The organism is Sphingomonas sp. S-NIH.Pt3_0716 (assembly GCF_003950715.1).
In the GTDB taxonomy this organism is placed as follows: Bacteria; Pseudomonadota; Alphaproteobacteria; order Sphingomonadales; family Sphingomonadaceae; genus Sphingobium; species Sphingobium yanoikuyae_A.
Genome location: NZ_QLJK01000010.1, coordinates 107,803 through 132,459, shown reverse-complemented (window position 1 = coordinate 132,459; position 24,657 = coordinate 107,803). Strand labels below are relative to the sequence as shown.

The 24,657-nt window shown below is 63.7% G+C and carries 27 protein-coding genes; 15 read left to right on the top strand and 12 right to left on the bottom strand.

All coding sequences use genetic code 11. The features are described 5' to 3' along the window. Nucleotides 1-51: 51 nt before the first annotated feature. From BRX37_RS10490 to BRX37_RS10475, 4 genes are all read left to right on the top strand, one after another. Entirely contained in the window at nt 52-390 is a 339-nt protein-coding gene (locus BRX37_RS10490; RefSeq protein ID WP_010336069.1) for a hypothetical protein, read from the top strand. A 48-nt stretch (nt 391-438) separates the two neighbouring features. After that, on the top strand, nt 439-1,104 hold the full coding sequence (locus tag BRX37_RS10485; protein ID WP_004207541.1) for a response regulator transcription factor: 666 nt from the start codon (nt 439-441) through the stop codon (nt 1,102-1,104). Between the two features lie 169 nt (nt 1,105-1,273). Beyond that, nucleotides 1,274-2,578 carry a sensor histidine kinase gene (locus BRX37_RS10480; RefSeq protein ID WP_026109023.1) on the top strand — a complete coding sequence of 435 codons (1,305 nt, stop codon included), beginning with the start codon at nt 1,274-1,276 and terminating at the stop codon, nt 2,576-2,578. Nucleotides 2,579-2,676: 98 nt separating this feature from the next. Then, nucleotides 2,677-3,030, top strand: a complete 354-nt coding sequence (locus BRX37_RS10475; protein WP_125986793.1) for a YbaN family protein — start codon at nt 2,677-2,679, stop codon at nt 3,028-3,030. Between the two features lie 28 nt (nt 3,031-3,058). Here the strand turns inward: BRX37_RS10475 and BRX37_RS10470 are convergent, their stop codons facing one another. The 3 genes from BRX37_RS10470 to BRX37_RS10460 all read right to left on the bottom strand — a co-directional run bounded on the left by BRX37_RS10470 (nt 3,059) and on the right by BRX37_RS10460 (nt 4,772). Further along, nucleotides 3,059-3,460 (bottom strand): polyketide cyclase, encoded by a 402-nt coding sequence (locus BRX37_RS10470; RefSeq protein WP_125986791.1) that lies wholly within the window; start codon nt 3,458-3,460, stop codon nt 3,059-3,061. 77 nt (nt 3,461-3,537) lie between these two features. Next, nucleotides 3,538-4,293, bottom strand: a complete 756-nt coding sequence (locus tag BRX37_RS10465) for a competence/damage-inducible protein A (protein WP_125986789.1) — start codon at nt 4,291-4,293, stop codon at nt 3,538-3,540. Further along, nucleotides 4,290-4,772 carry a GFA family protein gene (locus BRX37_RS10460; RefSeq protein ID WP_125986787.1) on the bottom strand — a complete coding sequence of 161 codons (483 nt, stop codon included), beginning with the start codon at nt 4,770-4,772 and terminating at the stop codon, nt 4,290-4,292. The genes BRX37_RS10465 and BRX37_RS10460 overlap by 4 nt, the downstream gene beginning before the upstream one ends. 83 nt (nt 4,773-4,855) lie before the next feature. Between BRX37_RS10460 and map the strand changes: the two genes are divergently transcribed. The 6 genes from map (at nt 4,856) to BRX37_RS10430 (ending at nt 9,890) form a co-directional block, all read left to right on the top strand. Then, complete coding sequence (map, locus tag BRX37_RS10455; protein ID WP_010336065.1) at nt 4,856-5,686, top strand: type I methionyl aminopeptidase; 831 nt, start codon at nt 4,856-4,858, stop codon at nt 5,684-5,686. A gap of 336 nt (nt 5,687-6,022) precedes the next feature. Further along, complete coding sequence (locus BRX37_RS10450) at nt 6,023-6,361, top strand: P-II family nitrogen regulator (protein WP_004207549.1); 339 nt, start codon at nt 6,023-6,025, stop codon at nt 6,359-6,361. Between the two features lie 94 nt (nt 6,362-6,455). Next, nucleotides 6,456-7,868, top strand: coding sequence for a type I glutamate--ammonia ligase (gene glnA / locus BRX37_RS10445; protein ID WP_125986785.1), 1,413 nt, complete (start codon nt 6,456-6,458; stop codon nt 7,866-7,868). Nucleotides 7,869-7,988: 120 nt separating this feature from the next. Further along, nucleotides 7,989-8,291: a helix-turn-helix domain-containing protein gene (locus BRX37_RS10440; RefSeq protein ID WP_125986783.1), complete on the top strand. Its 303-nt coding sequence runs from the start codon at nt 7,989-7,991 to the stop codon at nt 8,289-8,291. A 34-nt stretch (nt 8,292-8,325) separates the two neighbouring features. Further along, nucleotides 8,326-9,384, top strand: coding sequence for an NAD(P)H-dependent flavin oxidoreductase (locus BRX37_RS10435; protein ID WP_125986781.1), 1,059 nt, complete (start codon nt 8,326-8,328; stop codon nt 9,382-9,384). Then, entirely contained in the window at nt 9,381-9,890 is a 510-nt protein-coding gene (locus BRX37_RS10430; protein ID WP_125986779.1) for a DUF4269 domain-containing protein, read from the top strand. Before BRX37_RS10435 ends, BRX37_RS10430 begins: the two co-directional genes overlap by 4 nt. 16 nt (nt 9,891-9,906) lie before the next feature. Here BRX37_RS10430 and BRX37_RS10425 read toward each other — a convergent pair whose 3' ends face one another. Together BRX37_RS10425 and BRX37_RS10420 are read right to left on the bottom strand one after the other, a co-directional pair. Beyond that, nucleotides 9,907-10,560 (bottom strand): histidine phosphotransferase family protein, encoded by a 654-nt coding sequence (locus tag BRX37_RS10425; RefSeq protein ID WP_010336062.1) that lies wholly within the window; start codon nt 10,558-10,560, stop codon nt 9,907-9,909. A 91-nt stretch (nt 10,561-10,651) separates the two neighbouring features. After that, nucleotides 10,652-11,053 (bottom strand): M67 family metallopeptidase, encoded by a 402-nt coding sequence (locus BRX37_RS10420; RefSeq protein ID WP_125986777.1) that lies wholly within the window; start codon nt 11,051-11,053, stop codon nt 10,652-10,654. A gap of 17 nt (nt 11,054-11,070) precedes the next feature. On the opposite strand from BRX37_RS10420, the gene BRX37_RS10415 reads away from it, so the two are divergent. Together BRX37_RS10415 and rpoH are read left to right on the top strand one after the other, a co-directional pair. Continuing rightward, on the top strand, nt 11,071-12,021 hold the full coding sequence (locus BRX37_RS10415; RefSeq protein ID WP_125986775.1) for an RluA family pseudouridine synthase: 951 nt from the start codon (nt 11,071-11,073) through the stop codon (nt 12,019-12,021). A gap of 78 nt (nt 12,022-12,099) precedes the next feature. Continuing rightward, on the top strand, nt 12,100-13,014 hold the full coding sequence (rpoH, locus tag BRX37_RS10410) for an RNA polymerase sigma factor RpoH (RefSeq protein WP_004207557.1): 915 nt from the start codon (nt 12,100-12,102) through the stop codon (nt 13,012-13,014). Nucleotides 13,015-13,072: 58 nt separating this feature from the next. Here rpoH and BRX37_RS10405 read toward each other — a convergent pair whose 3' ends face one another. Both BRX37_RS10405 and BRX37_RS10400 read right to left on the bottom strand, forming a co-directional pair. Beyond that, on the bottom strand, nt 13,073-13,558 hold the full coding sequence (locus BRX37_RS10405; protein ID WP_125986773.1) for a GNAT family N-acetyltransferase: 486 nt from the start codon (nt 13,556-13,558) through the stop codon (nt 13,073-13,075). Next, the gene (locus BRX37_RS10400; protein ID WP_007704859.1) at nt 13,555-14,103 is read right to left on the bottom strand and encodes a TetR/AcrR family transcriptional regulator; all 549 of its coding nucleotides are present in this window, start codon (nt 14,101-14,103) and stop codon (nt 13,555-13,557) included. Before BRX37_RS10400 ends, BRX37_RS10405 begins: the two co-directional genes overlap by 4 nt. 123 nt (nt 14,104-14,226) lie before the next feature. Here BRX37_RS10400 and BRX37_RS10395 point away from each other — a divergent pair, with 123 nt between their 5' ends. Next, complete coding sequence (locus BRX37_RS10395; RefSeq protein WP_125986771.1) at nt 14,227-15,516, top strand: MFS transporter; 1,290 nt, start codon at nt 14,227-14,229, stop codon at nt 15,514-15,516. 44 nt (nt 15,517-15,560) lie between these two features. Further along, entirely contained in the window at nt 15,561-16,274 is a 714-nt protein-coding gene (gene mtgA, locus BRX37_RS10390) for a monofunctional biosynthetic peptidoglycan transglycosylase (RefSeq protein ID WP_125986769.1), read from the top strand. 212 nt (nt 16,275-16,486) lie between these two features. Here mtgA and BRX37_RS10385 read toward each other — a convergent pair whose 3' ends face one another. From BRX37_RS10385 to clpP, 3 genes are all read right to left on the bottom strand, one after another. Next, complete coding sequence (locus BRX37_RS10385; RefSeq protein ID WP_125986767.1) at nt 16,487-19,045, bottom strand: TonB-dependent receptor; 2,559 nt, start codon at nt 19,043-19,045, stop codon at nt 16,487-16,489. 366 nt (nt 19,046-19,411) lie between these two features. After that, entirely contained in the window at nt 19,412-20,680 is a 1,269-nt protein-coding gene (gene clpX / locus BRX37_RS10380) for an ATP-dependent Clp protease ATP-binding subunit ClpX (RefSeq protein ID WP_004207563.1), read from the bottom strand. A 133-nt stretch (nt 20,681-20,813) separates the two neighbouring features. After that, on the bottom strand, nt 20,814-21,449 hold the full coding sequence (gene clpP, locus BRX37_RS10375) for an ATP-dependent Clp endopeptidase proteolytic subunit ClpP (protein WP_125986765.1): 636 nt from the start codon (nt 21,447-21,449) through the stop codon (nt 20,814-20,816). A gap of 131 nt (nt 21,450-21,580) precedes the next feature. On the opposite strand from clpP, the gene BRX37_RS10370 reads away from it, so the two are divergent. Then, nucleotides 21,581-22,210: an HdeD family acid-resistance protein gene (locus tag BRX37_RS10370; RefSeq protein ID WP_125986763.1), complete on the top strand. Its 630-nt coding sequence runs from the start codon at nt 21,581-21,583 to the stop codon at nt 22,208-22,210. On the opposite strand, the gene BRX37_RS10365 is transcribed toward BRX37_RS10370, so the two are convergent. Then, a complete protein-coding gene (locus BRX37_RS10365) occupies nt 22,192-23,163 on the bottom strand; it encodes a glycosyltransferase family 2 protein (RefSeq protein ID WP_125986761.1) in 972 nt (323 codons plus the stop codon). The genes BRX37_RS10370 and BRX37_RS10365 overlap by 19 nt on opposite strands. Nucleotides 23,164-23,205: 42 nt before the next feature. Further along, a complete protein-coding gene (locus BRX37_RS10360) occupies nt 23,206-24,615 on the bottom strand; it encodes a hypothetical protein (RefSeq protein ID WP_125986759.1) in 1,410 nt (469 codons plus the stop codon). Nucleotides 24,616-24,657: the final 42 nt, after the last annotated feature.

The window sequence follows — 24,657 nt, the reverse complement described above, 5'->3', positions numbered from 1 at the left end:
CCCGGCCGCTCCTTTCCAGCGCGGAATGACGGATCATTCACCACCTGTTCAATGCGCTTCGCCTATGCCATGCCCATGACAATGATCGCCAAAAGCCTGACTGCCGGACTGGGCGCCCTACTGGCCCTGTCCCTGATGACACCGGTCGCCGAAGCCGGTGGCCGCCGTGACGAGCAGGATGCCGCGCGCCGCGCGATGCTGGACGGCCAGGTCATGCCCTTTTCGATGATCAAGCGCCGGGTCGACGCCCAGGTGGGCGGTGCCACCTATGTCGGCAGCGAGTTCAACCCTTCCACCAATCGCTATCGCCTGAAATATGTGAAGGACGGCAAGGTGATGTGGGTTGATGCCGACGGCCGGACAGGCGATATCATCGGCTGGGCACGCTGACCGCGTGCCGGCCAAACCCATTGCGTCGATAACAAGAAACGGAACCCTATGCGCCTGCTGATCGTCGAGGATGAACCGAGTCTGGGCCAGCAGCTCAGGAACACGCTGGAAGGTGCCGGCTATGCCGTAGATCTCGCCACCGATGGCGAGGATGGCCATTTCCTGGGCTCGACCGAAAATTATGACGCCGTGGTCCTGGACCTTGGCCTGCCCACGATCGACGGCCTGACCGTGCTTGATCGCTGGCGCAAGGAAGGGCGCAGCTTCCCGGTGCTGGTGCTGACCGCACGCGATAGCTGGTCCGACAAGGTCGCGGGCCTGGACGCCGGCGCCGACGATTATCTGGCCAAGCCCTTCCAAAGCGAGGAACTGATCGCCCGCCTGCGCGCGCTCATCCGCCGTGCCAGCGGCAACGCGTCGAGCGAACTGATCGCCGGCGACGTCCGTCTCGACACCCGTTCGGGCAAGGTGACGCTCAAGGGCGATCCGGTGAAGCTGACGGCACAGGAATATAAGCTCCTGTCCTATCTGCTCCACCACAAGGGCAAGGTGGTCAGCCGCACCGAGCTGATCGAGCATATTTACGACCAGGATTTCGACCGCGATTCCAACACGATCGAAGTGTTCGTGACGCGCATCCGCAAGAAACTCGGCGCCGACGTCATCACCACCATCCGCGGCCTGGGCTACAGCCTGGACGAGCCGGGGCGCTGATCCCCGCCCCATCCGCTTCCGTTCGCTGCGGGCGAAGTCGACAGGCAAATAGGTCCGTGCCATCGGCCATGTTTCTCGGCTGCGTATGCAGTGAACGGGTGTAGGATCATTTTGCATGGCCAGCCCGTCGCCCTCCCCCGTCCGGTCCACCGGGTCGATCAGCCGCCGCATGATCGGCATTGCCGCGCTGTGGATCAGCGTGCTGCTGCTGGGCGGCGGCGTCGCGCTCGACCGGGTGCTGTCGGACGCGGTGACGCGCAATTTCGACGACGGCATGAATTATGTGCTGACCGCGATGATCGCGGCGGCCGAGATCGGCCCGGACGGCGAAGTGCTGTTCAACCGCGAACTGGCCGACCAGCGCTTCCTGGAACCCAATAGCGGCCTCTATTACCAGATCAGCGCCAAGGGGCATGAGGATTGGCGGTCGCGATCGCTGTGGGACCGGGCGCTCAAGGTGCCGGGCGACCATGCCGACCGCAATTTCCATGTCTATGACAGCAAGCAGTTTCCCGGCGAGGATCTGCGCGTCATGGAGCGCAGCGTCATCCTGCCCGGTTCCGACGCGCGCTGGATGTTCATGGTCGCACAGGCGCGCCAGGGCCTCGATGGCCAGATCAAGACGCTGCGATCCACCCTGTTCAAGAGCTTCGCGCTGCTGGCGCTGGGCCTGATCGTGCTCGCTACCTTGCAGACCATCTATGGCCTTCGGCCGCTGCGCAAGGTGCGGCTGGAAATCATCAAGATGCGCGATGGCGACAAGAGCCGGGTGACCGAACCCATGCCCGCCGAAGTGCTGCCGATGGTCGAGGAACTAAACGCGCTGCTTGCCCATAATGAGCGGCAGGCGGAGGAAGCGCGCACCCATGCCGGCAACCTCGCCCATGCGCTCAAGACGCCGCTGACCGTCATCATGAACGCCGCGACCGCCAATGCGCCGGACCTGGGCGAAACGGTTGTGCGTGAGGCGACGACGATGCGGCGCCAGGTCGACCATCACCTCGCCCGCGCCCGCGCCGTCGGCCGGCGCGGCGCAGCGCAGAGCCGGGCCGAGGTCTGGGCCAGCCTGGAGGCGGTCGAGCGCGCGGTGCGCCATCTCTATCAGGATGCGCGGGTCGACATGGACGGCGACAAGCATGCGGCGGTCCGCGTCGAGCGGCAGGATCTGGACGAAATGCTGGGCAATCTGGTCGAGAATGCCGCCAAATATGGCGGCGGCAGCGTGTTCGCGACGGTCAGCCGGGTTGGCGCAATGGTCGAGATCATGGTCGAGGATGACGGCATGGGCATTCCCGAAGCCGACCGGGTGCGCATCTTCGATCGCGGCGTGCGCCTCGATTCGGGCAAGCCCGGCACTGGCCTTGGCCTCGCCATCGTCCGCGACGTCGCCGAAATCTATGGCGGGTCGGTGGCACTGGAGGAGAGCGAGGATCTGGGCGGACTGCTGGTCCGCCTGCGCCTGCCGGCCGCCTGACAAAAGGCGCGCGACGAAAGGCAATTGCGTTCCTGCAAATCAATAGCATAGACAGGACAGACCGGGCCGTATCGGCCCATTCCAGACGGGATCGACGGGTGCGGCGCCATCTCTATCTCATTGCCGGCTTCCTCTCGATCGGATTGGGCACGCTGGGCGCCTTCCTGCCGCTGCTGCCAACCGTCCCTTTCATGATCCTCGCGGCCTATTGCTTTGCCCGCTCCAGCCCGGAACTGGAGGCAAAGCTGCTGGATCACAAGCATTTCGGTCCGCATATCCGCCGCTGGCGCGAATGCGGCGCGATCAGCCGCAAGGGCAAGAAGGCCGCGCTCGGCGCCTTTGCCTTCAGCGCGATCCTGGCGCTGATCTTCTCCCCCTTCCCCTGGTATCTGATCCCGCTGGCCGCGGCGCTGATCGGCGGCAGCTGGATCTGGACACGGCCGGAAAGCTGAGCCGCCTGGGCGGGACAGACATCCCCCCTTAGCCCTGCGCCTTTGCATAATCGCGCAGCGCGCGCAGATCGCGGGTAATCCACTTGGCGTCGCGCGCGAAATCCTCGTCACTCATACCGGGCTGGCGAAAAAGCGTCAGCATCACCTCCGCCCCATCCCCATTCTCGATGACGCGCAGCGGGACATGAACCTCCCGGCCATCGCCGGTCTCGACGAAATGGTCCATCACGCCAAATTCATTGTGCGGCGTGAAGCGAACGACGATCGGCCCATCGGGACCGTCGGCAATCCATCCGGTGCCGCCCCTGCGCAGATCGGCCTCGGTCAGGCCCGATGCCCATTTCGGGAATATCTCCGGCTGCCAGATCGCTTCGTAAAGCTCGCGCCAGTTGCGCGCTATCGTGACACTGTAGGTTCGCGCGGTAAGCATACAGAATTCTCTTTTAGAAGTGGAACTGCGCTGTACCGCCGCCAGGCCTTCTTGTCACCGCAACGGATGTTTCTTGGCTAGATGCCGCCGGGCACCGGGGGCCAGCCCCCCTCCGTCAACGCGGCGCTGAGGTCCGTGACGCACGCGTCCAGCACCGCCTGGTCGGTCGAGCGGATGACGAAATTGGCGCCGGTGCGCCCTTCGCGGAAGAAGGGGTAGCTGCCGATCTGGACGCCCTCATGGGCGCGTTCGGTGGCGCCGAGCAGGTCGGCGATCTCGCTTTCCGCGACCCAGCAGCCGATCGTCGCCGACAGGACCGGCAAGCCGCCTTCCAGCGTGCCGGTCAGACTTTCGAGCATGCCGGCGGTGATGTGCGGCACCCCGGCCATGATGAAGATATTGCCGTGGCGGATGCCCGGCGCGCCCGACATCCGGTTTTCGATGAGGTCGGCGCCCGCCGGCACCCGCGCCATGCGCAGCCGCGCGTCGGTGAGGCCCCCACGCGTGACATAATAGCGCTCCAATATCGCCCGCGCCTCGGGATGGATCTCGACGCCGACGCTCAGCGCCGCCGCGATCGCATCGACCGTGATGTCGTCATGGGTCGGGCCGATGCCGCCGGTGGTGAAGAGATAGTCGTTGCGGGCACGCAATATGTTGACCGCCTCGACGATCGCGTCCTGCACATCGGGCACCACCCGCACCTCGCGCAGACGGATGCCCTGGACATTGAGCCAGGTGGCGATCTGCGCGACATTCTTGTCCTGGATGCGGCCGGACAGGATTTCATCGCCGATCACGATCACGGCGGCGGTCCAGATACGGTCGCTCATGCCAGCGGCTCCGCACGGGCGGCAAGCGCCATCAGCCGGGCCAGCCGATCGGGCGGCAATATGTCCGCCGGCTTGTAGCTGGTCTCGAAGACCGGCACATCGGCCGGCAAGGCAGTCCAGTCCGACCGATCGGCCACGAAGATCGCGGCATCGGGCCGGATCGCCGAGCGATCGTCCAGCGTGCCGACCCGGATCGCCGCCCCCGCCCGGCCGAGACGGGGATAGAAGCTCCAGACCGCCGTGCCGCAGTTGGCACAGCGCATGATCACCTGGGTCTTGCCGCTGCCGGTCGGCACGACATGTTCGCTCAATTGCCCAGACAGGAGGTGAAGATGATCGACCTCGACAAAGGCGTTGACTGCGGACGCCGCGCCGCTCTGCCGCTGGCACAGGCTGCAATGGCAGTTGTTGACGAAGATGGGGTCGGCATCGACCCGATAGCGCACCTCACCACAGGCGCATCCGCCTTCCATCACCATGTCCGTTTCTCTTTTCCTGATAGCGACCGCGGGGCTGAGCGAAGACACTCGCAATGCCGGATCGCAGGGTCTATATCAACCACATGACCGAATATATGACGATGACGGCCGACGCGCCGGTTTCCCGCTCGACCGCGATCAAGCTCTATGACGCGGCCGGTTTCGACGGCATGCGCAAGGCCGGCCGGCTGGCCGCCGAGATCCTCGACGCGCTGGTTCCCCATGTGGTGCCGGGCGTGACCACCGGCGAACTGGACGACATCGTCCGCCGCATGACGCTGGACGGCGGCGGCGTGCCGGCGACCCTGGGCTATCGCGGCTATACGCACAGTTGCTGCATCTCGCTCAACAATGTCATCTGCCATGGCATTCCGGGCGACTATAAGCTCAAGGACGGCGATATTCTCAATATCGACGTCACCCCGCTGGTCGATGGCTGGCACGGCGACACCAGCCGCATGTTCATCGCCGGCGATGCGCCGATCAAGGCGAAGCGGCTGGTCGAGATCACCTATGAATGCCTGATGCTGGGCATCGAGCAGGCCAAGCCCGGCAATCATCTGGGCGACATCGGCCATGTCATCCAGCGCCATGCCGAAAAGCATCGTTACGGGGTGGTCCGCGATTTCTGTGGCCATGGCCTGGGCCGCGTCTTCCATGACAGCCCGGAAGTGGTCCATGTCGGCCGTCCCGGCACCGGCCCGGAGCTGAAGCCCGGCATGTTCTTCACGATCGAACCGATGATCAACATCGGCAAGCCGGGCGTGAAGATGCTGGACGATGGCTGGACGGCGGTGACGCGCGACCGCACCCTGTCGGCCCAGTTCGAACATAGCATCGGCATCACCGAAACCGGCTGCGAGATCTTTACCAAGAGCCCGACCGGCCTCGACTGCCCGCCCTACGCGCGCTGATTTCTGCCTGCGCATGGCGGTCCCAAAGGCCCGCTCCGTTCATGCCATCGGGATCAGTCCTGATCGGCATCGACGGGGCGGGCCTTTTGCGTGATGGGCCGTTCAACCACTGCCCAAAAAACAGGCAGAATGACATGATATTGCCCGGAATCCGGGCAATATGGACAAAGATTGCTGCATCGCCGAAAGCAGGCCTAGCGATTCGCCACTTGGCACGGTAATTGATTGTTAAGGGAGACGGCGCTTGCCTCGGGGGGCATGATGATCGTCGCTTGAAGGTTGAAGGATGCGGGGCCAACCCGTGTCCGTTCGTGCGTCATGGGTTGGGATTAAGTGATGAAGAAGATCGAGGCGATCATCAAGCCGTTCAAGCTGGACGAGGTGAAGGAAGCGCTGCACGAAGTGGGCGTGTCCGGCATCACCGTCACCGAGGCGAAGGGCTTCGGCCGCCAGAAGGGCCATACCGAACTGTATCGCGGCGCCGAATATGTCGTCGACTTCCTGCCCAAGGTGAAGTTGGAGGTCGTTGTCGACGACGCCCTGGCCGACCGGGTCGTCGAAGCGATCTGCAGCGCCGCCCAGACCGGCCGCATCGGCGACGGCAAGATCTTCATTTCCGCCATCGAGGGCGCGGTGCGCATCCGCACCGGCGAACGCGACAGCGACGCCATCTGATTTTCGACAGGTTCTAGCCGGCGGACAGGGGTCCGGCGGACACAGGCTTCAACGACCCCTTCGGGGGGGTATCCATAGAGAAGGGCAACTGCACATGGCCAACAAGCCAAAAGACATCCTGAAGATGATCGAAGAAAAGGAAATCGAGTGGGTCGATGTCCGTTTCACCGATCCCAAGGGCAAGTGGCAGCACCTGACCATGGTGTCTTCGGTCCTCGGCGAAGATGAGCTGACCCAGGGCCTGATGTTCGACGGTTCGTCGATCGAAGGCTGGAAGGCGATCAACGAGTCGGACATGATCCTGAAGCCCGACCTGGACGCGGTCTATGTCGATCCGTTCAGCGCCACCCCGATGCTGATCATCTTCTGCGACATCGTCGAGCCCGACACCGGCGAACTCTATGCCCGTGACCCGCGCTCCTGCGCCAAGCGCGCCGAGGCGTTCGTCAAGTCGGCCGGCTTCGGTGACACCATCTATGTCGGCCCGGAAGCCGAATTCTTCATGTTCGACGATGTGCGCTTCGAGAATGACTACTCGCAGAGCTACTACAAGATCGACGACATCGAACTGCCGACCAACACCGGCAAGGAATATGAAGGCGGCAACCTGGGTCACCGTCCGCGCGCCAAGGGCGGCTATTTCCCCGTCGCGCCGGTCGATCCCTGCACCGACATCCGCGCCGAAATGGTGTCGACCATGCTCGAAATGGGCCTGCCCTGCGACAAGCATCATCATGAAGTCGCCGCCGCGCAGCACGAACTGGGCCTGACCTTCGGTACGCTGGTCCAGACCGCCGACCGCATGCAGATCTATAAGTATGTCGTGCAGATGGTCGCCCAGGCCTATGGCAAGACCGCGACCTTCATGCCCAAGCCGATCGCGCAGGACAATGGTTCGGGCATGCACACCCACATGTCGATCTGGGAAGGCGGCAAGCCGCTGTTCGCGGGCGAAGGCTATGCCGGCCTGTCCGACACCTGCCTCTACTTCATCGGCGGCGTCATCAAGCACGCCAAGGCCCTCAACGCCTTCACCAACCCGACCACCAACAGCTACAAGCGCCTGGTACCGGGCTTCGAAGCCCCGGTTCTGCTGGCCTATTCGGCCCGCAACCGTTCGGCCTCCTGCCGTATTCCCTACGGCGCCGGTGCCAAGGCGAAGCGCGTGGAATTCCGCTTCCCCGACGCGATGGCCAACCCCTATCTCTGCTACGCCGCGCTGCTGATGGCCGGCCTCGACGGCATCGAGAACAAGATCCATCCGGGCGCCGCGATGGACAAGAACCTCTATGACCTGCCGCCCGAAGAGTTGAGCCAGGTGCCGACCGTCTGCGGTTCGCTCCGCGAAGCGCTCAACAGCCTGGAAGCCGACTATGAGTTCCTGCTCAAGGGCGACGTGTTCACCAAGGACCAGATCGATGCCTATATCGAACTGAAGTGGCCCGAAGTGTATCGCTGGGAAATGGCGCCCTCGCCGGTCGAATTCGACATGTATTACAGCGCCTGATCCTTTCACAGGTTGCTGGAGGACGGGCCCGGTCGCGCAAGCGGCCGGGCCTTTTCCGTTGCGGCGCGGCAGGCGTGCTGTTCTATTCTGGCGCCACGCATCGACGAAGGGAGACTCGCCTTGCAGATCAGCGGAAAGCTTGCCCGCGCCGCCCGCGCCCTGGTGGAATGGCCGCGTGATCATGTCGCTCGCCTTGCGGGGATCGATATGCCGATGCTGGCCGATTTCGAAGCCGGGCGCGCCGATCCGGGTGACGATGCCAAGGCACGACTGCGCCTGATACTGGAACAGGGAGGCGCCGTCTTCCTGCCGGAGGATGGCGAACAGGGCGCTGGCGTTCGGCTGAAATTCACCGCACGCGACGTGCGCGCGATCAACCGCATGGAAGGCGAAGGCGGCCCGGTGGGCACCGACGACGTCTGATCCCCCTGTTGCAGGATCGATCGCCACCGCCCACATGGACTGCATGAACCCGTTCAACGCGCTAGACCTTTCCTTTCCCCTGATCCAGGCGCCGATGGCGGGCGTATCGACGCCGGCGATGGCCGCCGCCGTCAGCAATGCCGGGGCGCTGGGATCGATCGCCGTGGGCGCAACCGATGCCGCGGGCGCCCGCGCCATGATTGCGGCAACACGCGCACTCACTAACCGACCGTTCAACGTCAATCTGTTCGTCCATGCGCCGCCCCGCGTTCGTCCGGCTGAGGAACAAGCGTGGCTGGCGGCGCTGGCACCGCTCTTTGCCGCGCAGGATGCGGCACCACCCACCCGCCTGGAGACCATCTATCGCAGCTTTGCCGAAGACCCGGCGATGCTCGACCTGCTGGTCGAAGCGCGCCCGCGCGTGATCAGCTTTCATTTCGGGCTGCCCGGCGCTGAGCAGATCGCGGCGCTCAAGCAGGCGGGTTGCCTGTTGCTGGCATCCGTCACCAATTTGGACGAGGCAGGCACCGCGCGCACCGCCGGGATCGACGCGCTGGTGGCGCAGGGATTTGAAGCCGGCGGCCATCGCGGCATGTTCGATCCCGATGCGCCCGATGCAATGCTCGGCACCTTCGCGCTGACCCGCCTGCTGGTGGCGAAGGCCGGCTTGCCGGTGATCGCCGCCGGCGGCATCATGGACGGACGGGGCGTCCGCGCCGCGCTCGACCTGGGCGCGGTGGCGGCGCAATTGGGCACGGCGTTCATCGCTTGCCCGGAAAGCAGCGCCGACGCCGCCTATCGCGCTGCCCTTGCCAGCCCAGCCGCCCTGCACACGGTCATGACCCGCGCCATTTCCGGCCGCCCGGCCCGCTGCCTTGCCAATCGCTTCACCCAATGGAGCGCTGAAAATGGTGACGACGCCCCCGACTATCCGCGCGCCTATGCCGCCGGCAAGGCGCTCAACGCGGCCGCCAAGATCCAGGGCGAAGGCGGCTATGGCGCGCAATGGGCGGGCCAGGGCGCGCCCCTCGCCCGTACCTTGCCGGCGGCAGACCTGGTCACGGCGATCGCCGCGGAGATGCGCGAGGCATGAGCCGCGTCGCACATGACATCGCGCTGCAACGCACTGGCGTCCTGACGTTATTGGCGCCCTATGATCCGCATGTTGCGGGCACGCCGCCGCTTGGCCTCGACCTGCCAGACAGCGACATCGATATCGTCTGCGAGGTGCGGGATTTCGATGCCTTTGCCGCCTTGCTGACCAAGCATTTCGGCGATCGCCCCGATTTTGCGGTTCAAGCGCGCCCCGACCTTGATGCCATGATCGTCCGCTTTCGCGCATGGGACTGGCCATTCGAGATTTTCGGCCAGGCCTTGCCGGTCGCGCAGCAACATGGCTGGCGCCATTTCCGTGTCGAGCGACGCCTGCTCGATCTGGGCGGTCCTGCTTTTGCGCAGGCGATCATGGCCTTGCGCCATCGCGGCCTGAAGACCGAGCCCGCCTTTACCACGCTGCTGGGCCTGACGGGCGATCCCTATGCCGCGTTGCTGGAACTGGAGGGACAGGACGACGCAGCCCTGCGCGCCCTGCTGCCCTGATTCATTTCAGCCCGAATTATTCTGCGCGGTCAGGGATGGCGGCGCCGAACAGCAGCACCGAATCGCCCGGCGGCGACAGCACTATCTCGCCGCCAGCCTCCATCACCAGCGCCCGCACCATCCAGGCGGCCGCCGTGCGCGACGCCAGGCCACCGGCCGGCAAGGTTCCTGCCAGCGCCGCGCGCAGTTCGGGATCGAGAATGACCTTGGGCCCCTCGCCCCGCACCACGATCTCCGTCACGCCCGGCCGCTTCTCCGCACCGATGTCGAGCTGCCCGCCGCGCACCAGCGCATCGCCAGCGATCAGCGCGAGATTGAGCAGCACCTTGACCGCGAGCTTGGCCAGCATCTGTTCCTCGACCATCCAGCCAAGCTTCACCCGACCCGAGGCGAACATGCCCTCGATCGCGACCTTCGCCTCATGCGGCGGCACCGCATCACCGAAACCGCCCGCCGAACCGAAGGCCAGGCGGAAGAATTTCAGCTTGTTGGCCGAGGTGCGGGCACTGTCGGCCAGCAGGTCCAGGCAACGCTGGCGCATGTCCGGGTCGGTTTCGTCGGCCATCAGTTCCAGGCCATTGTTGAGCGCCCCGACGGGGCTCAGCAGGTCATGGCAGAGGCGCGAGCAGAGAAGGCTGGCAAATTCGATGCTGTCGATCGGATGGGTCATGGAGATGGAGGCCGCCGGATTTACGGGAAAAGACACCTTCCCGGCTAGGCTTCCCCAGCCGATGATGCAAGCCCGGCTCACCCCCTTTGCATCACCTTATGTCGAGCAACGCCTCCACGAAGGCCACGCCCCCCTCCCCGTCCGGTCCAGCCACCCATGCGCGCACCGCACCCGCGCCGACGATCAGCCACAAGGCGCCGTCCGGCGCTGCGCAGGCCCGGTCCGTTTCCGACGGAATCGGCACGCCCGATGGGTGGGAATGATAATGGCCAAGCACCGCCGGTCCACCCCGGCGCGCGGCCCGATGCGCGTCCAGCAAGGTGGCCGGTGCCAGTTCGAAATGACGGGCCGGGTCAGGCGCGACATTGGCTGCGGGCAGGATCGCATCGATGCGCGCGCCCTGCCCCAGCAACAGGCCACAGACTTCCCCCGGCTCGGCCGCAGCCAGGGCCATGATTTGTTCCAGCAGCACCCTTGAAATTTCGGCCTTCATTCCTACATCCCTAGGCAATGGTTCCGGGGGTTTCCATCATTGAAACGACGATAGGCGAAGCCCAGGCGGGTTTGCGCCTCGATCGCGCACTGGCCGAACTGCTGCCCGACCTGTCGCGCGAGCGGATCAAGGCGTTGATCGTCGAGGGACAGATCGTCTCGGGCGGTCGATCGCTCAACCCGTCGATGAAGGTGGCGGTGGGGCAGGATTACAGCATCTCTCTGCCAGCCCCGGTCGCGCTCGACGCCGTGGCGCAGGATATTCCGCTCGATATCGTGCATGAGGATGCCGACCTGATCGTGGTGGACAAGCCTGCGGGCCTGGTGGTTCACCCGGCGGCCGGCAATCTGGACGGCACGCTGGTCAATGCGCTGCTGCATCATTGCGATGGCCAGTTATCCGGCATTGGCGGCGTGGCGCGTCCCGGCATCGTTCATCGCATCGACAAGGATACTTCCGGCCTGTTGGTCGTTGCTAAGTCGGACAAGGCCCATGAGGGCCTGGCCCGACAGTTCAAGGATCACAGTATCGACCGGCTCTATGCCGCGATCGTCTATGGCATTCCAACGCCGGGGTCCGGCACGGTCGATGCCTGGATCGGGCGGTCCGACGCTGATCGAAAGAAGATGGCGGTTCATCGGGAAGGGCGCGGCAAGCATGCCGTCACCCATTACCGCGTGATGGAGCGCCTGCGCAGCGCGGCGATGGTGGAATGCCGGCTGGAAACCGGCCGCACCCATCAGGTTCGCGTGCATATGGCGCATCTGGGTCACCCCTTGATTGGTGACCCGGTTTACGGTAGAGACAGAAAAGGTTTCAAATCAATACTGGAAACGCTGGGTTTCAAAAGGCAGGCATTGCACGCGAAACGGCTGGGGTTCATACATCCTGTGACGGAGGAACCCCTGGCTTTCGACAGTCCCCTGCCTGCAGATATGCAGGAACTGTTAAGCGAGCTTCACGTATAGGTTCTGACAAGTTTGCGCGGCCAGCGGATGCCACTTTCGGGTCTGCCTGGCGCGCATGTAAAGGGAAGGAATTGTGACATGGCCAATCGGAGCAATGTCCCCGCGGTTCCGGCGCTGGGCGGTGAAGCCAGCCTCAACCGCTATCTGTCGGAAATTCGCAAGTTTCCGCTGCTGACCCCCGAGCAGGAATATATGCTCGCGAAGCGCTACGAGGAACATCAGGATCCCGAGGCGGCGGCCCAGCTCGTCACCTCTCACCTGCGTCTCGTGGCGAAGATCGCCATGGGCTATCGCGGCTATGGCCTGCCGGTCAGCGAGCTGATCAGCGAAGGCAATATCGGCCTGATGCAGGGCGTGAAGAAGTTCGAGGCCGAACGTGGCTTCCGCCTGGCGACCTACGCCATGTGGTGGATCCGCGCGTCGATCCAGGAATTCATCCTGCGCAGCTGGAGCCTGGTGAAGATGGGCACCACCGCGTCGCAGAAGAAACTGTTCTTCAACCTGCGCCGGATGAAGAACAATATCGAGGCGTTCGAGGATGGCGATCTGCGCCCCGAGGACGTGACCAAGATCGCGACCGATCTGGGCGTGTCGGAAGATGACGTGGTGTCGATGAACCGTCGCATGGCGATGGGCGGCGATACCTCGCTCAACGTGCCGATGCGCGAGGATGGCGATGGCCAGTGGCAGGATTGGCTGCAGGACACCGATCCGCTGCAGGACGAACGCGTCGCCGAGGAGCAGGAACGCACCCAGCGTCACGAGATGCTGGTCGAGGCGATGACCGACCTCAACGACCGCGAAAAGCATATCCTGGCCGAGCGTCGCCTGGCCGAGGAGCCCAAGACGCTTGAGGAACTGAGCCAGGTCTATGGCGTGTCGCGCGAGCGCGTCCGCCAGATCGAGGTTCGCGCCTTCGAGAAGCTGCAGAAGGCGATGATGCGCATCGCCGGCGGCAAGCTGGAAAAGATGGCGCGCTTCGCCGCCGCCTGATCCGGCGACACAGGAAAAAGAAGAAGCCCCGGAGCGATCCGGGGCTTTTTTTTTCGTCTTAGAGCACCCGCACCATCGAGACGCTGTCCGCGCCATAGCTGTCGGCGGCAACCGGCGCGTCGACGAAACCCTGTCGGCGCCAGAAGACATCAGCGCCGTTGACGGCGGTCAGTGTGATGCGGTCGAAGCCGGCGGCGCGGGCCTGCGTCACGGTCAGGTCGACGGCGGCCGCAGCAGCGCCGGTGCCGCGCGCTTCGGGCAGCAGCGCCAGATCGTGGAGATAATAGCGATCGGGTGCATCCGGCAGCGCGCCGATCAACTGGTCGAGCGCTGGCGGCCGGTCGCCGCACCAGGGATGGGTGATGAGATAGCCCAGCACCTGCCCATCCCGCTCCAGCAGAAAGCAGCCTGCCGGATAGAGGCGCAGCCGTTCGACATAGATGGCAGGCTTCTCCGTATAGGCGCCATGGACCCGGTCGGAAATGGCCGCCGCCGCGTCTACATCCCCCAGCCCCATCGGTCGCCACTGGGCGCCGCCGCTCATGCCTCGACACCCAGGGCACGGCGATTGGCCGCCAGCAATTCCTCCGACAGCGCAGGATCATCGACCGCGCGAGCCAGCACCATCGTGCCGACCAATTGCGCCATGCGTGCCAGCGCCGCGTCGCGATCGGCGATACCGGCATTTTGCAACGCGGCAGTCAGATCCTCGAACCCTTCGCGAAAGGCGGCGGCGAGTGGCCCGCCCTTGCGCGCAGCGTCCGGGCCGAGCGCGATCAGCGCGCAGCCGGTTTCGGGCGCGTCACGGTTACGGGCGCTCAGATAATCGGCGGTGATCGCATCCGGCCCATCCTCGGCCGACAAGCGACGCCACTTGGCCGCGCCGCGCGCCAGCGACGTGGCACAGGCTTCGGCCGCCAGCGCCTCCTTCGATTCGAACTGATTGTAGAAACCGCCATGGGTAAGGCCGCATTCGCGCATCACCTCGCCAATGCCGACGCCCTCGACGCCACGGGCGCGGAACAGTCGCGACGCCGCATCCACCACCTTCTCGCGATTGCGCTCGGCCTGTTCACGGCTGACTTTCATGATCCTGCATCTCCAATTGGCCTCTTGACCTTATATATGATACCTATCATTTAACGCCAGTCCGTTTTCCGGCTCAAGAAGCAGTTCAGGGGCCAGTCCAAGGGCCAATCCAAGGGGAAGTCGATGCTGTCCACCATGTTCGCCCGCCGCCTGGCCGCGCGCAATGTCCATTATGGCTGGGCCGTCGCGGGCACGACCTTCCTCACCATGCTGGTGGTCGCCGGCGCGGTCGGCGCGCCGGGCGTGTTCATCGTGCCGCTGCAGAAGGAGTTTGGCTGGAGCGCGGCGGATATTTCCGGCGCGCTGGCTATCCGTTTCCTGCTGTTCGGCGGTATGGGGCCTTTTGCCGCCGCCTTCATGAACCGCTTCGGCGTGCGGCGGATGATGCTGATTTCGCTGTCGATCGTCATTGGCGGCCTGCTGCTGTCGCTTGGCATGACGCAATTGTGGCAGCTCGTCCTTCTCTGGGGCGTGGTGATCGGCGTCGGCACGGGTCTCACCGCCATGGTGCTGGGCGCGACGGTCGCCACCCGCTGGTTCAGCGAGCGGCGCGGACTGGTGATGGGGCTGCTGTCGGCCAGCACCGCGACCGGCCAACTCGCCTTCCTGCCGCTGCTGGCCAGCATGACCGGTAGCTATGGCTGGCGCATGGCGATGCTGCTGGTGTGCGGCGCGATCCTGGTCGCGGCCGTCGCGGTCATGCTGCTGATGCGCGACCGACCGTCGGACCTGAACCTTGCCCCCTATGGCGAGCAGGCGATCCAGCCCGTGCCTGCCCAACCGGCCAGCCTGGACGCGCTGCTGGCGACGCCGCTGATCGTGCTGCGCGACGTGGCGAAGGTGCCGACCTTCTGGATCCTCTTCTTCTCCTTCTACATCTGCGGCGCCAGCACCAATGGCCTGGTCCAGACCCATTTCATCTCGCTGTGTGGGGATTATGGGCTGGCGGCGGTGGGCGCGGCCTCGATGCTGGCGATGATGGGGCTGTTCGACTTTGCCGGCACGCTGGCATCGGGCTGGCTCAGCGATCGCTATGACAATCGTTGGCTGCTCTTCTTCTATTATGGGCTGCGCGGCCTGTCGCTGCTCTATCTGCCGTTCAGCGATTTCTCGATCTACAGCCTGTCGCTGTTCGCCATCTTCTATGGCCTCGACTGGGTGGCGACGGTGCCGCCGACGGTGAAGCTGACCGCGCAGCGCTTCGGTCCGGAAAAGGCCAATATCGTGTTCGGCTGGATCTTTGCCGGGCATCAGCTGGGCGCGGCGAGCGCGGCGCTGGCCGGCGGCCTGTCGCGCACCGCCTGGCAAAGCTATATGCCCGCCTTCATCGCGGCAGGCATATTATGCCTGATCGGTGCAGCGCTGGTGCTGCTCATCAACCGGGGCCGGACGCAGACGCTGGCCACGGCCTGAAGGAATCGATGACGACGGCGCGCAGGGGCGCTAGTTTGCGGCCCATGAAAAAAGCCAAAGCCGCGCCCAAGCCTGCCTCCACCCAGAAACGTCGTTCCCGCTGGATCAGCATCCCCCTCAAGGTCGCCATCGGCTTTGTCGGCCTGTCGGTGGGCACCGTGGTCATCTATCGCTTCGTGCCGCCGCCGGTGACGATCACTATGCTGCTCGACCCCAATGGCATCACCAAGGAATGGAAGCGCCTGGACGCGATCGATCCGGACATGCCGCGCGCGGCGATCGCGGCGGAGGATAGCCGTTTCTGCAGCCATCACGGCTTCGACGCGGTCGCGATTGCCCAGGCGATGCGCCACAATGCCAGCGGCGGGCGCATTCGCGGCGGCTCCACGATCAGCCAGCAGACCGCGAAAAATGTCTTCCTGTGGCAGGGTGGCGGTTTCGTCCGCAAGGGCTTCGAAGCCTGGTTCACCGTGCTGATCGAGGCGATCTGGGGCAAGCGGCGGATCATGGAAGTCTATCTGAACGTCGCGGAGACCGGCATCGGCACCTATGGCGTGCAGGCCGGGTCGATCCGCTATTTCGGCCATGGCGCGGGCAAGCTGAGCCGGGCCGAGGCGGCGCGGCTGGCGGCGGTATTGCCGCTGCCCAAGAAGCGCGAGGCGATCGACCCGCATGGCTTCACCCGCCGCTATGGCAACAGCATCTCGGCTCGCATCCCGGTGGTGCAGCGCGACGGGCTGGACGACTGCCTGAACTGAGGCAGCGGCCGGGCGCCCAAAAATAGGAAATCGGGCGCTTAACTTCCCATATTTCCCGCACATTTCGACATTTTATTGCGCTGTCCTGATCCTATCGGAAAGCGCACACTGCCCTATCCCCGATCATAATCGAGCGGCGGCGAATAGGACATGAAAAAGGGAGGCGCGGATCGCTCCGCACCTCCCTTCCTTTTTGCCTGTCGGCGCCTGGCTTAGAAGCCGATGATCAGCGAAGCGCTGATCGCGCGCGGCGAACCGAAGTTCACGAAGGCCGAGGACGAGCTGGCGAGCGTATCCAGACCGCCGCTGAACGAGCCGACATAATATTTGTCGAACAGGTTGCTGACGTTCAGCTGGATCGCGCCCTTCTCCATGCCGACGCTGGCCAGCGAGTAGCGCAGGTCGAGGTCGACGACGGTGTAGGCACCGAACTTCGCACCGGGGAAGATCATCTTGCTGGTGCCATCGGTGAGCGTCACGCTCTGAATTTCACCGTTGATGTCGTTCAGATAGCGCGAGCTGGTCTTCTTCGCCTGGACGCCCAGGGTGAAGTCACCCAGATTGCCCTGCAGACGGCCACCGAACAGATATTTCGGCGCGCTGCGTTCACGCTTGCCAGCGGTGCGGAGATAGGCAACGCCATCCTGCACATAGCACAGGCCGGCCAGAGCGATGTCGCTGGTCGCGGCGCAGCTGCCGGTCACGGCGTCGTTCTGGATTTCCGACTTGATGTAGGAACCGAACAGATAGGCGGTGATTTCCTTGATCGGGCTGTAGGAAATATTGGCGTCGACGCCATATTTCTTCACCGGACCCAGGTTGGTGTCGGTGCCGTTGCCGTCGATGTCATAGGCAGTGACCAGACGGTTCTTGTACTTCGAGTACCAGCCGGTAACAGCAGCCTGCACCTTCGACGAGGTGTAGCGGAGGCTGGCGTCGAAGCTGTCCGAGGTTTCCGGCGCACGATAAGCGGAGTCGCTATCAACCGGGAAGATGAACGCGTTGTAGAGCGCATCGGTGCTGGGCACCGACAGGTTCTTGGCATAGCTGCCCGCGATGCTGATTTCCGGCGTGATCTTGAAGGTCGCGCCGACGTTCGGCAGGAACTTGTCATACTTCAGCTTGCGTGCCTGCGGCAAAGCCGAACCGGTCGCACGGCCAGTCGTCTCGTTGAAGCTGTAAGGATGGGTCGCGATATAGTCGGCCTGCTGGTCTTCCGGCACGCAGTTCACGAAACCACCCGAGCTGGTGGTGAAGCAATACTGGTTCAGTTCGCGCTTGAAGAAGGGCAGACGGCCACCGATCAGTACCGACAGCTTGTCCTCGAAGAACTGGCCGCGATATTCACCGGCGATCTGGTTCAGTTCGGCGATCGACTTGCGGTCACGCTTCTGCAGGGCGTTGCCGGCAGCATCAAGGACCGGATCGTTGATCGGGAACACGTCGAACGGCGTGCCGCCATTGTCAAGGAAGCCAGCATAGCCGGTCTGGCGGTGACGGGCACGGTCATAGCTGTACGACAGACGGACGCGCTGACCATCGCTGATCTCGTAAGCCAGGTTGGCGATGCCGACCCAGCGACGGGTGTTGGTCTGGCTCGGCTGGAGCAGGGTCACGCGACCCAGCACACCGTCACCGTTCAGGTCACGACCGAAATAGAAGCTGCCGCCATAGTTGCCGGTGCCGGTGAAGCCGGTCGAATCCGTGAAGAAGGTTTCGTTGGCGCTGGTGGTGCCGCCGCCATTGGCCTTCACCCACTGATAGGCGCCGTCGACCGACAGGGTCAGACGTTCAGCCAGGGTGAACTTCGAATTCGCGCGGACATTGCCGGTGTTCGAAGGGTTGAAACGACGCTCGAAATCGGTGCCGCAAGCGTTGGGGGTGCTGGTCTGGCTGACCTGGCAGGGATAGCCGCCGGCGATGTCGTAGAAACGATCGCTCTTGTCGCCGGTGAAGGCGCTGGCGCGGAAGGGCGAACCACCGAAGTTGTTGCGGTTCTGGTTATAATGGGCAGCGACCGAGATGAAGTCGCCGTTGCTGCCGATATCCTGCCAGATCTTGGCGTTATACTGCTGCTTCGACACCTTGCCATAATTGGCAAAGGCAGCATCGTTGCGAATGCGCGAGGCCGAGATCCAGGCCTTGGTGCCATGGCCGGTGAGGTCACCGGTGTTCACCACGCCAAACATGCGGAAATAGGGACGATCGCCAGCACCGTCGGCGACGATGTTGCCGTAGCTGACGCTGGCCAGAACGCCATAATCGTCGCTCGGCTCAAGGGTCTTGATGTTGACGGTGCCGCCAACCGCAGCGGCGGTCGGGCTGTCGACGTCGGTCGAACCGAGGTTGACGTTGACGTTTTCGATCAGTTCGGCGTCAACCTGCTGGTTGGTGTAGATCGCATAGTTGCCCGAGTCATTGAGCGGAATACCGTCAAAGGTCTGCGAGATACGGTCCGAGCTGAAGCCGCGGATGGTGAAGCTGCCGCCCGACGAACCCCAGGGATCGTTGTTGGTGAAGCTGACGCCCGGCACCAGGTTGATGATTTCGTTGACCGACTGGCCCGGACGCTGTGCCTGGATGATTTCCTGGCCCAGAACGACCTTCGCCTTCGGCGAGTCAGGGATCTTCACGCCGCCAACGCCCTGGTTGACGACGGCGCCCGTCACGATGATCGAATCGAAATCGTCCGAACCGGTCGACTGCGCGAAAGCGACAGCCGGGGCAGCGACGGCGAGAATCGCGGCGCTGCACTTGAGAAACTGCTTCATTGACCCTTGTCCCTTTTTCAAGAGTGCGCCCCACGGCGCCATAACCATTTTGCTCTTCGAGCCGGCGCCGCATCTGGCGGCCACTGGCGACGCCCCTGTGATGCTATGATTGCAATTATGTTACAATGCAGGTGCGGGACTGTCACAATTAGACGGGCATCCTGGCAAGGCACTGAAAAACAGCCCGAAACACCGATCTATCACATTGATTTTATTGTATAATATTTCGAAATTTTACGCCACGCCAACAGTGGTGCAATTATGCAACGGCGCAGGAAATTTTGTGCAGTGCGAAAGACTTGCACGAAAAAGGGGCCGGTGGATGGTCCACCGGCCCCTTTTGTTCCAGCCTGAACGGCGAATGAACTAGGCGGCGTCTTCCGCGCGCTTGTCCTTCTCGCTGAACACGCGAATCGGTTCCTTGGTCCCAGCGACGACATCCTTGTCGACCACCACTTCGCCAACACCCTCCATCGAGGGCAGATCGAACATGGTGTCGAGCAGGATCGCTTCCAGGATCGAACGCAGGCCACGAGCTCCGGTCTTGCGCTCGATCGCCTTCTTCGCGATCGCGGTCAGCGCATCGTCGGTGAAGCTCAACTCGACATTCTCCATGTCGAACAGCTTGCCATATTGCTTCACCAGCGCGTTCTTGGGCTCGACCAGGATCTTGACCAGTGCGGTCACGTCCAGATCCTCCAGCGTCGCGATCACCGGCAGACGGCCGACAAATTCGGGGATCAGGCCGAACTTCAGCAAATCTTCCGGTTCGCTCTGACGCAGCAGTTCGCCCGTCTTGCGCTCTTCGGGCGCCGCGACATGGGCGCCGAAGCCGATCGACTTGGCTTCCAGACGGTCGCCGATGATCTTTTCCAGACCCGCGAACGCGCCGCCGCAGATGAACAGGATGTTGGTCGTGTCGACCTGCAGGAACTCCTGCTGCGGATGCTTGCGACCACCCTGCGGCGGAACCGAGGCGGTCGTGCCTTCCATCAGCTTGAGCAGCGCCTGCTGCACGCCTTCACCCGACACGTCGCGCGTGATCGACGGGTTTTCGGCCTTGCGGCTGATCTTGTCGATCTCGTCGATATAGACGATGCCGCGCTGTGCCTTCTCGACATTATAGTCGGAGGCCTGGAGCAGCTTAAGGATGATGTTCTCCACGTCCTCACCGACATAGCCGGCTTCGGTCAGCGTGGTGGCATCAGCCATGGTGAAGGGCACGTCGAACGTCTTGGCCAGCGTCTGCGCCAGCAGCGTCTTGCCACAGCCGGTCGGGCCGACAAGCAGGATGTTCGACTTGGCCAGTTCCACCTCACCAGGCTTGGAGCCATGGTTGAGGCGCTTATAATGATTGTGGACCGCGACCGACAGGACACGCTTGGCGCGCTTCTGGCCGATCACATAATCGTCGAGCACATCGCAGATTTCCTGCGGGGTCGGAACGCCGCCATCCTTCTTGCCGACGAGACCGCCCTTGGTCTCCTCGCGAATGATGTCGTTGCACAGTTCCACGCATTCATCACAGATGAAGACGGTCGGCCCCGCGATCAGCTTGCGCACCTCATGCTGCGACTTGCCGCAGAAGGAGCAGTAAAGCGTGCTTTTTGAATCGGAGCCCGTAAGCTTAGTCATTCGCCAATCTTTCCTCCCCGCCGTCGGCACCATGCCGGATCTGGCCGGGGATATTCTGGTCCAAAGGCCATCCTAGACCGGGGCACGGCGGTTTCACAAGGGGTGATATACCGCGCCCCGGTAAAGATCGCCTTTAGGCTTCTGCGGTTTCCGCAGCGGCCGGGCGGCGATCGAACACTTCGTCGACCAGACCGAACGCCTTGGCTTCGTCAGCCTCCAGGAAAGTGTCGCGGTCCATCGCCCGCTCCACCGCTTCCAGCGACTGGCCGGTATATTTCACGTAGAGATCGTTGAGGCGGCGGCGAATCCGAAGGATTTCCTTGGCCTGGATCTCGATATCCGACGCCATGCCCTGGGCGCCGCCCGACGGCTGGTGGACCATGATGCGGGCGTTGCTGAGCGCGATGCGCTTGCCCGGCTCGCCAGCGGCCAGCAGGAAGCTGCCCATCGAGGCGGCCTGGCCAATGCAGACGGTGCCGACCTGGGGGCGGATATATTTCATCGTGTCGTGGATCGCCATGCCCGCCGTGACGACGCCGCCCGGCGAGTTGATGTACATCCAGATGTCCTTCTTCGGATTTTCCGATTCGAGGAACAGAAGCTGGGCGACAATCAGCGAGGCCATATGGTCCTCGACCTGGCCGGTCACGAAGATGATCCGCTCGCGCAGAAGACGCGAGTAAATATCGAAGCTGCGCTCGCCACGGTTCGATTGCTCGATGACGATGGGAACCAGCGCGGCCATGGGATCATGCATGATGTTGGTCATTGTGCTCTTTCAGTCAGGTGCTTTTGCCCGACCCCCTACATCGGCACAAAACCCGACTGGTTCAAGGGGGAACCATGTGTCACCCCTACCGTTCCACAATCGTTTCAAATCGCGACAGGGGGAACAAGCCGATGGTTTCCGACGTGCATTCCGATATTCCGCCCCATGACGGCGGGGCCGGACCGGGGCTGATCGCCGCCTTCTCCTTCGGTTGGAAGGCGCTGGCGCTGCGTGGCGTGGTCTCGATCATCCTGGGCATCATCGCCCTAGCCTACCCGTTCAGCGCGCTGTTCGCGCTGACGCTGATCTTCGCGGTCTATGCCCTGGTCGACGGCATATTCTCGGCGATCAGCGCCTTTCGCCGGATGGGGCATGGCCGCCATTGGGGCGCGATGCTGCTGCGCGGGCTGCTGGGCATTGCCGTCGGCATCATCTTCATCGTCACCCCGATCGCGATGACGATCACCTATGCGCTGCTGACCGTGTTTCTGATCGCGGGCTGGGCAATCATCGCCGGCGGGCTGGAAATCATCGCCGCGATCCGGCTGCACAAGGAGATAGAGGGCGAATGGCTGCTGGCACTGAGCGGGCTGCTCTCGCTGCTGCTGGGCCTGTTCGTCCTCTATCTGGCCCTTGCCAACCCGCATGTGTCGGTGGCCATGCTGGGCTGGGGCATCGGCTTCTATGCGCTGGTGACCGGCGTCACCCTGCTGATCCTGGCGATGCGGCTACGCCGCCGGGTTCAGTCCTTCAAGGCATAGTCGCTCGGCGCGCGGAAGGCGAGATAGGCGAGCCGCCGCACTTCGCGGCGGCCGCGCACCACGGTATCGAGGATGAGGCCACACATGCCGCTCAAGGTCGCCAGGATCATGAGGCCGGTGACCAGGATCGCGGTCGGGAAGCGCGGCACCAGCCCGGTCTGGGCATAGGTGACGATCAGCGGCGCCGCCAGGCCAAGGCCCAGCGCCGCGAGGAAGGCCGCGATGATGCCGAAGAACAGGATCGGCCGCTCGATGCGATAGAGGGTGATGATCGTGCGCAGGATGCGCCAGCCGTCGCGATAGGTCGAAAGCTTGCTGACCGATCCTTCAGGGCGCGCGCCATAGGCGGTCATCACTTCGGACACCGGCATCGCCAGTTCGAGCGCATGGACGCTGATCTCGGTCTCGATCTCGAAGCCGGCGGACAGCACCGGGAAGCTCTTGACGAAGCGGCGCGAGAAGACGCGATAGCCCGACAGGATATCGGTGAAGCTGCGGCCGAACAGCTGCTTCAACAGGCTGGTCAGCGCCCAGTTGCCGAAGCGATGGCCACGCCGATAGGCAGCCTCCACCTGATCGCGACGACAGCCCACCACCATGTCGAGATTATCCTGCAGCATGGCGGCGATCATCTGCGGCGCGGCGGCCGCTTCATAGGTCGCGTCGCCATCGGCCATGATGTAGATATCGGCATCGACATCGGCGAACATGCGGCGCACGACATGGCCCTTGCCCTGTTGCGCCACGCGGCGAACGATCGCGCCCGCGCCGGCCGCCAGTTCGCGGCTGCCGTCGCTGCTGTTATTGTCGAAGACATAGATTTCGGCATGGGGCAACGCGCGGCGGAAATCCTCCACCGTCTGCACGATCGCCCCGGCCTCATTATAGCAGGGCAGGATAACGGCGACGCGCGGATGACCGACGCCAATGTTCGAAAGATTGTCCATATCCATAAATTGCCCCAACCTATGCTGACCAAATATGGCCGTCGCCCGTCAGACCGGCGGCGGCAACATGTATCGCGCAACGACGGTCAGCGCCAATATGGCTGCCGGCACACCCACCGTTGCAACCGCCAATGCCGAATGTCGCCGCATCATGGCCCTTATCGTCGCATCGGACAATGCGAGCGGCAGGGCCAGACAAACCGCCAATGTCGTAAAGAAGAAATAGCGCTGATCGGTCGCCACCCCGACAAGCAGGAAGGTGCCTGTATATATCAAGGCAAGCCATATCAATATCGCGCAGACACGCAGCAGCGCATCGCGCGAGGCGCGCAGCGCGGCAATGATCCAGGGCAGCAGCGCCAGCGCGATGGCGACCATCATCACGGGCGAGGTCAGCGGCGAATAGCGGACCTGGTCCAGCAACCGGTTCTTGAACGACCCGCCGCGGTTGCCGGCGGTGTTCAACTTGCGCACGGCTTCGGTATGATGGACCGGCACCCAGAAATAGAGGGTCGAATTATAATGGGTCAGGCGATGGCGCAGATAGGCCAGCGGATGATGCCGGATCGCGCCAGTCCAGCGTGACGACAGCGATGCGCCCCCGCCATCCCGGATCGCCTGCTCGACATTCTTGAGCACATGACAATTCCAGTGAGCATAGGCCAGCGTGTCCCACATGATCGGGCTGTAGCAGCGATGGACATCCTGCGTCAGCGCCTGCGCGCCCGGCAGATCGGCCAGGATATCATCCCCGCCCCGCACCATGATGCCGGCGATGTCGAATATCTGCAGCGACCGGATCGCCCCGGCATCCGATGCGCCAAGGATGCGATGATTGACGATATTGCTGGCCGGGACCAGCAACACTCCGCCGACCGCGGACAGCGCCAGCATCAGCACCGGCCGTGCCATCAGCGCCGGCCGGCCGGCAAAGACCAGCATCGGCGCAACCAGGAACACGGCATTGCTGCGGACCAGCGCCGCCATGACGACGATCAGCAGCGCCAGCGCCCAGCACAGCGTCCGGGCCGGCCGCGCGGCGACAAGCCCTTCCTGCACCGCCCCGATGATCGCCACTGCCAGCAGCAACATCACCGCCATCATGATGTCCTTGGCGATGTTGACGCTCATCATCAGCAGCATCGGCTGGGCCGCGAGGAAGATCATGCAATAGGCGCAGAGCCACCGGCCGCGCCGCGCCGGCAGGCTGGCCAGCAGCGCAACGCCGCAGCCGTAGAAAATGGTGTCGAAGGCGAAGATCGGCCCGGTGCCCGCGCCGAACAGGGTCAGCCCTTCCCAGATCCGCGCCATCAGCGGCGGATGCCAATCGTTGAACTGGCCAGTGACGATCTGATGATATTGGCTGTTGCTGTCGCTGTTGGGCTCACCGGGAAAGCGCAGGAGGAAGAAGGCGAGAAACAGGAGCAGGCAGACGCCCACCAGGAGCCACCTGTTCATCAGCAATTGCCCAAGACCCCGACCAGAACCGCCCTTGACGAC

Coding starts and splice junctions, on each gene's coding strand:
- BRX37_RS10415 (WP_125986775.1), top strand. CDS start 11,071: ATGGTTCCGGGGGTTTCCATCATTGAAACGACGATAGGCGAAGCCCAG.
- BRX37_RS10425 (WP_010336062.1), bottom strand. CDS start 10,560: ATGACCCATCCGATCGACAGCATCGAATTTGCCAGCCTTCTCTGCTCG.
- BRX37_RS10485 (WP_004207541.1), top strand. CDS start 439: ATGCGCCTGCTGATCGTCGAGGATGAACCGAGTCTGGGCCAGCAGCTC.
- clpP (WP_125986765.1), bottom strand. CDS start 21,449: ATGACCAACATCATGCATGATCCCATGGCCGCGCTGGTTCCCATCGTC.
- BRX37_RS10385 (WP_125986767.1), bottom strand. CDS start 19,045: ATGAAGCAGTTTCTCAAGTGCAGCGCCGCGATTCTCGCCGTCGCTGCC.
- BRX37_RS10365 (WP_125986761.1), bottom strand. CDS start 23,163: ATGGATATGGACAATCTTTCGAACATTGGCGTCGGTCATCCGCGCGTC.
- BRX37_RS10360 (WP_125986759.1), bottom strand. CDS start 24,615: ATGAACAGGTGGCTCCTGGTGGGCGTCTGCCTGCTCCTGTTTCTCGCC.
- glnA (WP_125986785.1), top strand. CDS start 6,456: ATGGCCAACAAGCCAAAAGACATCCTGAAGATGATCGAAGAAAAGGAA.
- BRX37_RS10405 (WP_125986773.1), bottom strand. CDS start 13,558: ATGAGCGGCGGCGCCCAGTGGCGACCGATGGGGCTGGGGGATGTAGAC.
- BRX37_RS10460 (WP_125986787.1), bottom strand. CDS start 4,772: ATGGTGATGGAAGGCGGATGCGCCTGTGGTGAGGTGCGCTATCGGGTC.
- mtgA (WP_125986769.1), top strand. CDS start 15,561: ATGAAAAAAGCCAAAGCCGCGCCCAAGCCTGCCTCCACCCAGAAACGT.
- BRX37_RS10395 (WP_125986771.1), top strand. CDS start 14,227: ATGCTGTCCACCATGTTCGCCCGCCGCCTGGCCGCGCGCAATGTCCAT.
- BRX37_RS10420 (WP_125986777.1), bottom strand. CDS start 11,053: ATGAAGGCCGAAATTTCAAGGGTGCTGCTGGAACAAATCATGGCCCTG.
- rpoH (WP_004207557.1), top strand. CDS start 12,100: ATGGCCAATCGGAGCAATGTCCCCGCGGTTCCGGCGCTGGGCGGTGAA.
- BRX37_RS10430 (WP_125986779.1), top strand. CDS start 9,381: ATGAGCCGCGTCGCACATGACATCGCGCTGCAACGCACTGGCGTCCTG.
- BRX37_RS10370 (WP_125986763.1), top strand. CDS start 21,581: ATGGTTTCCGACGTGCATTCCGATATTCCGCCCCATGACGGCGGGGCC.
- BRX37_RS10490 (WP_010336069.1), top strand. CDS start 52: ATGCGCTTCGCCTATGCCATGCCCATGACAATGATCGCCAAAAGCCTG.
- BRX37_RS10480 (WP_026109023.1), top strand. CDS start 1,274: ATGATCGGCATTGCCGCGCTGTGGATCAGCGTGCTGCTGCTGGGCGGC.
- clpX (WP_004207563.1), bottom strand. CDS start 20,680: ATGACTAAGCTTACGGGCTCCGATTCAAAAAGCACGCTTTACTGCTCC.
- BRX37_RS10470 (WP_125986791.1), bottom strand. CDS start 3,460: ATGCTTACCGCGCGAACCTACAGTGTCACGATAGCGCGCAACTGGCGC.
- BRX37_RS10465 (WP_125986789.1), bottom strand. CDS start 4,293: ATGAGCGACCGTATCTGGACCGCCGCCGTGATCGTGATCGGCGATGAA.
- BRX37_RS10435 (WP_125986781.1), top strand. CDS start 8,326: ATGGACTGCATGAACCCGTTCAACGCGCTAGACCTTTCCTTTCCCCTG.
- map (WP_010336065.1), top strand. CDS start 4,856: ATGACCGAATATATGACGATGACGGCCGACGCGCCGGTTTCCCGCTCG.
- BRX37_RS10450 (WP_004207549.1), top strand. CDS start 6,023: ATGAAGAAGATCGAGGCGATCATCAAGCCGTTCAAGCTGGACGAGGTG.
- BRX37_RS10400 (WP_007704859.1), bottom strand. CDS start 14,103: ATGAAAGTCAGCCGTGAACAGGCCGAGCGCAATCGCGAGAAGGTGGTG.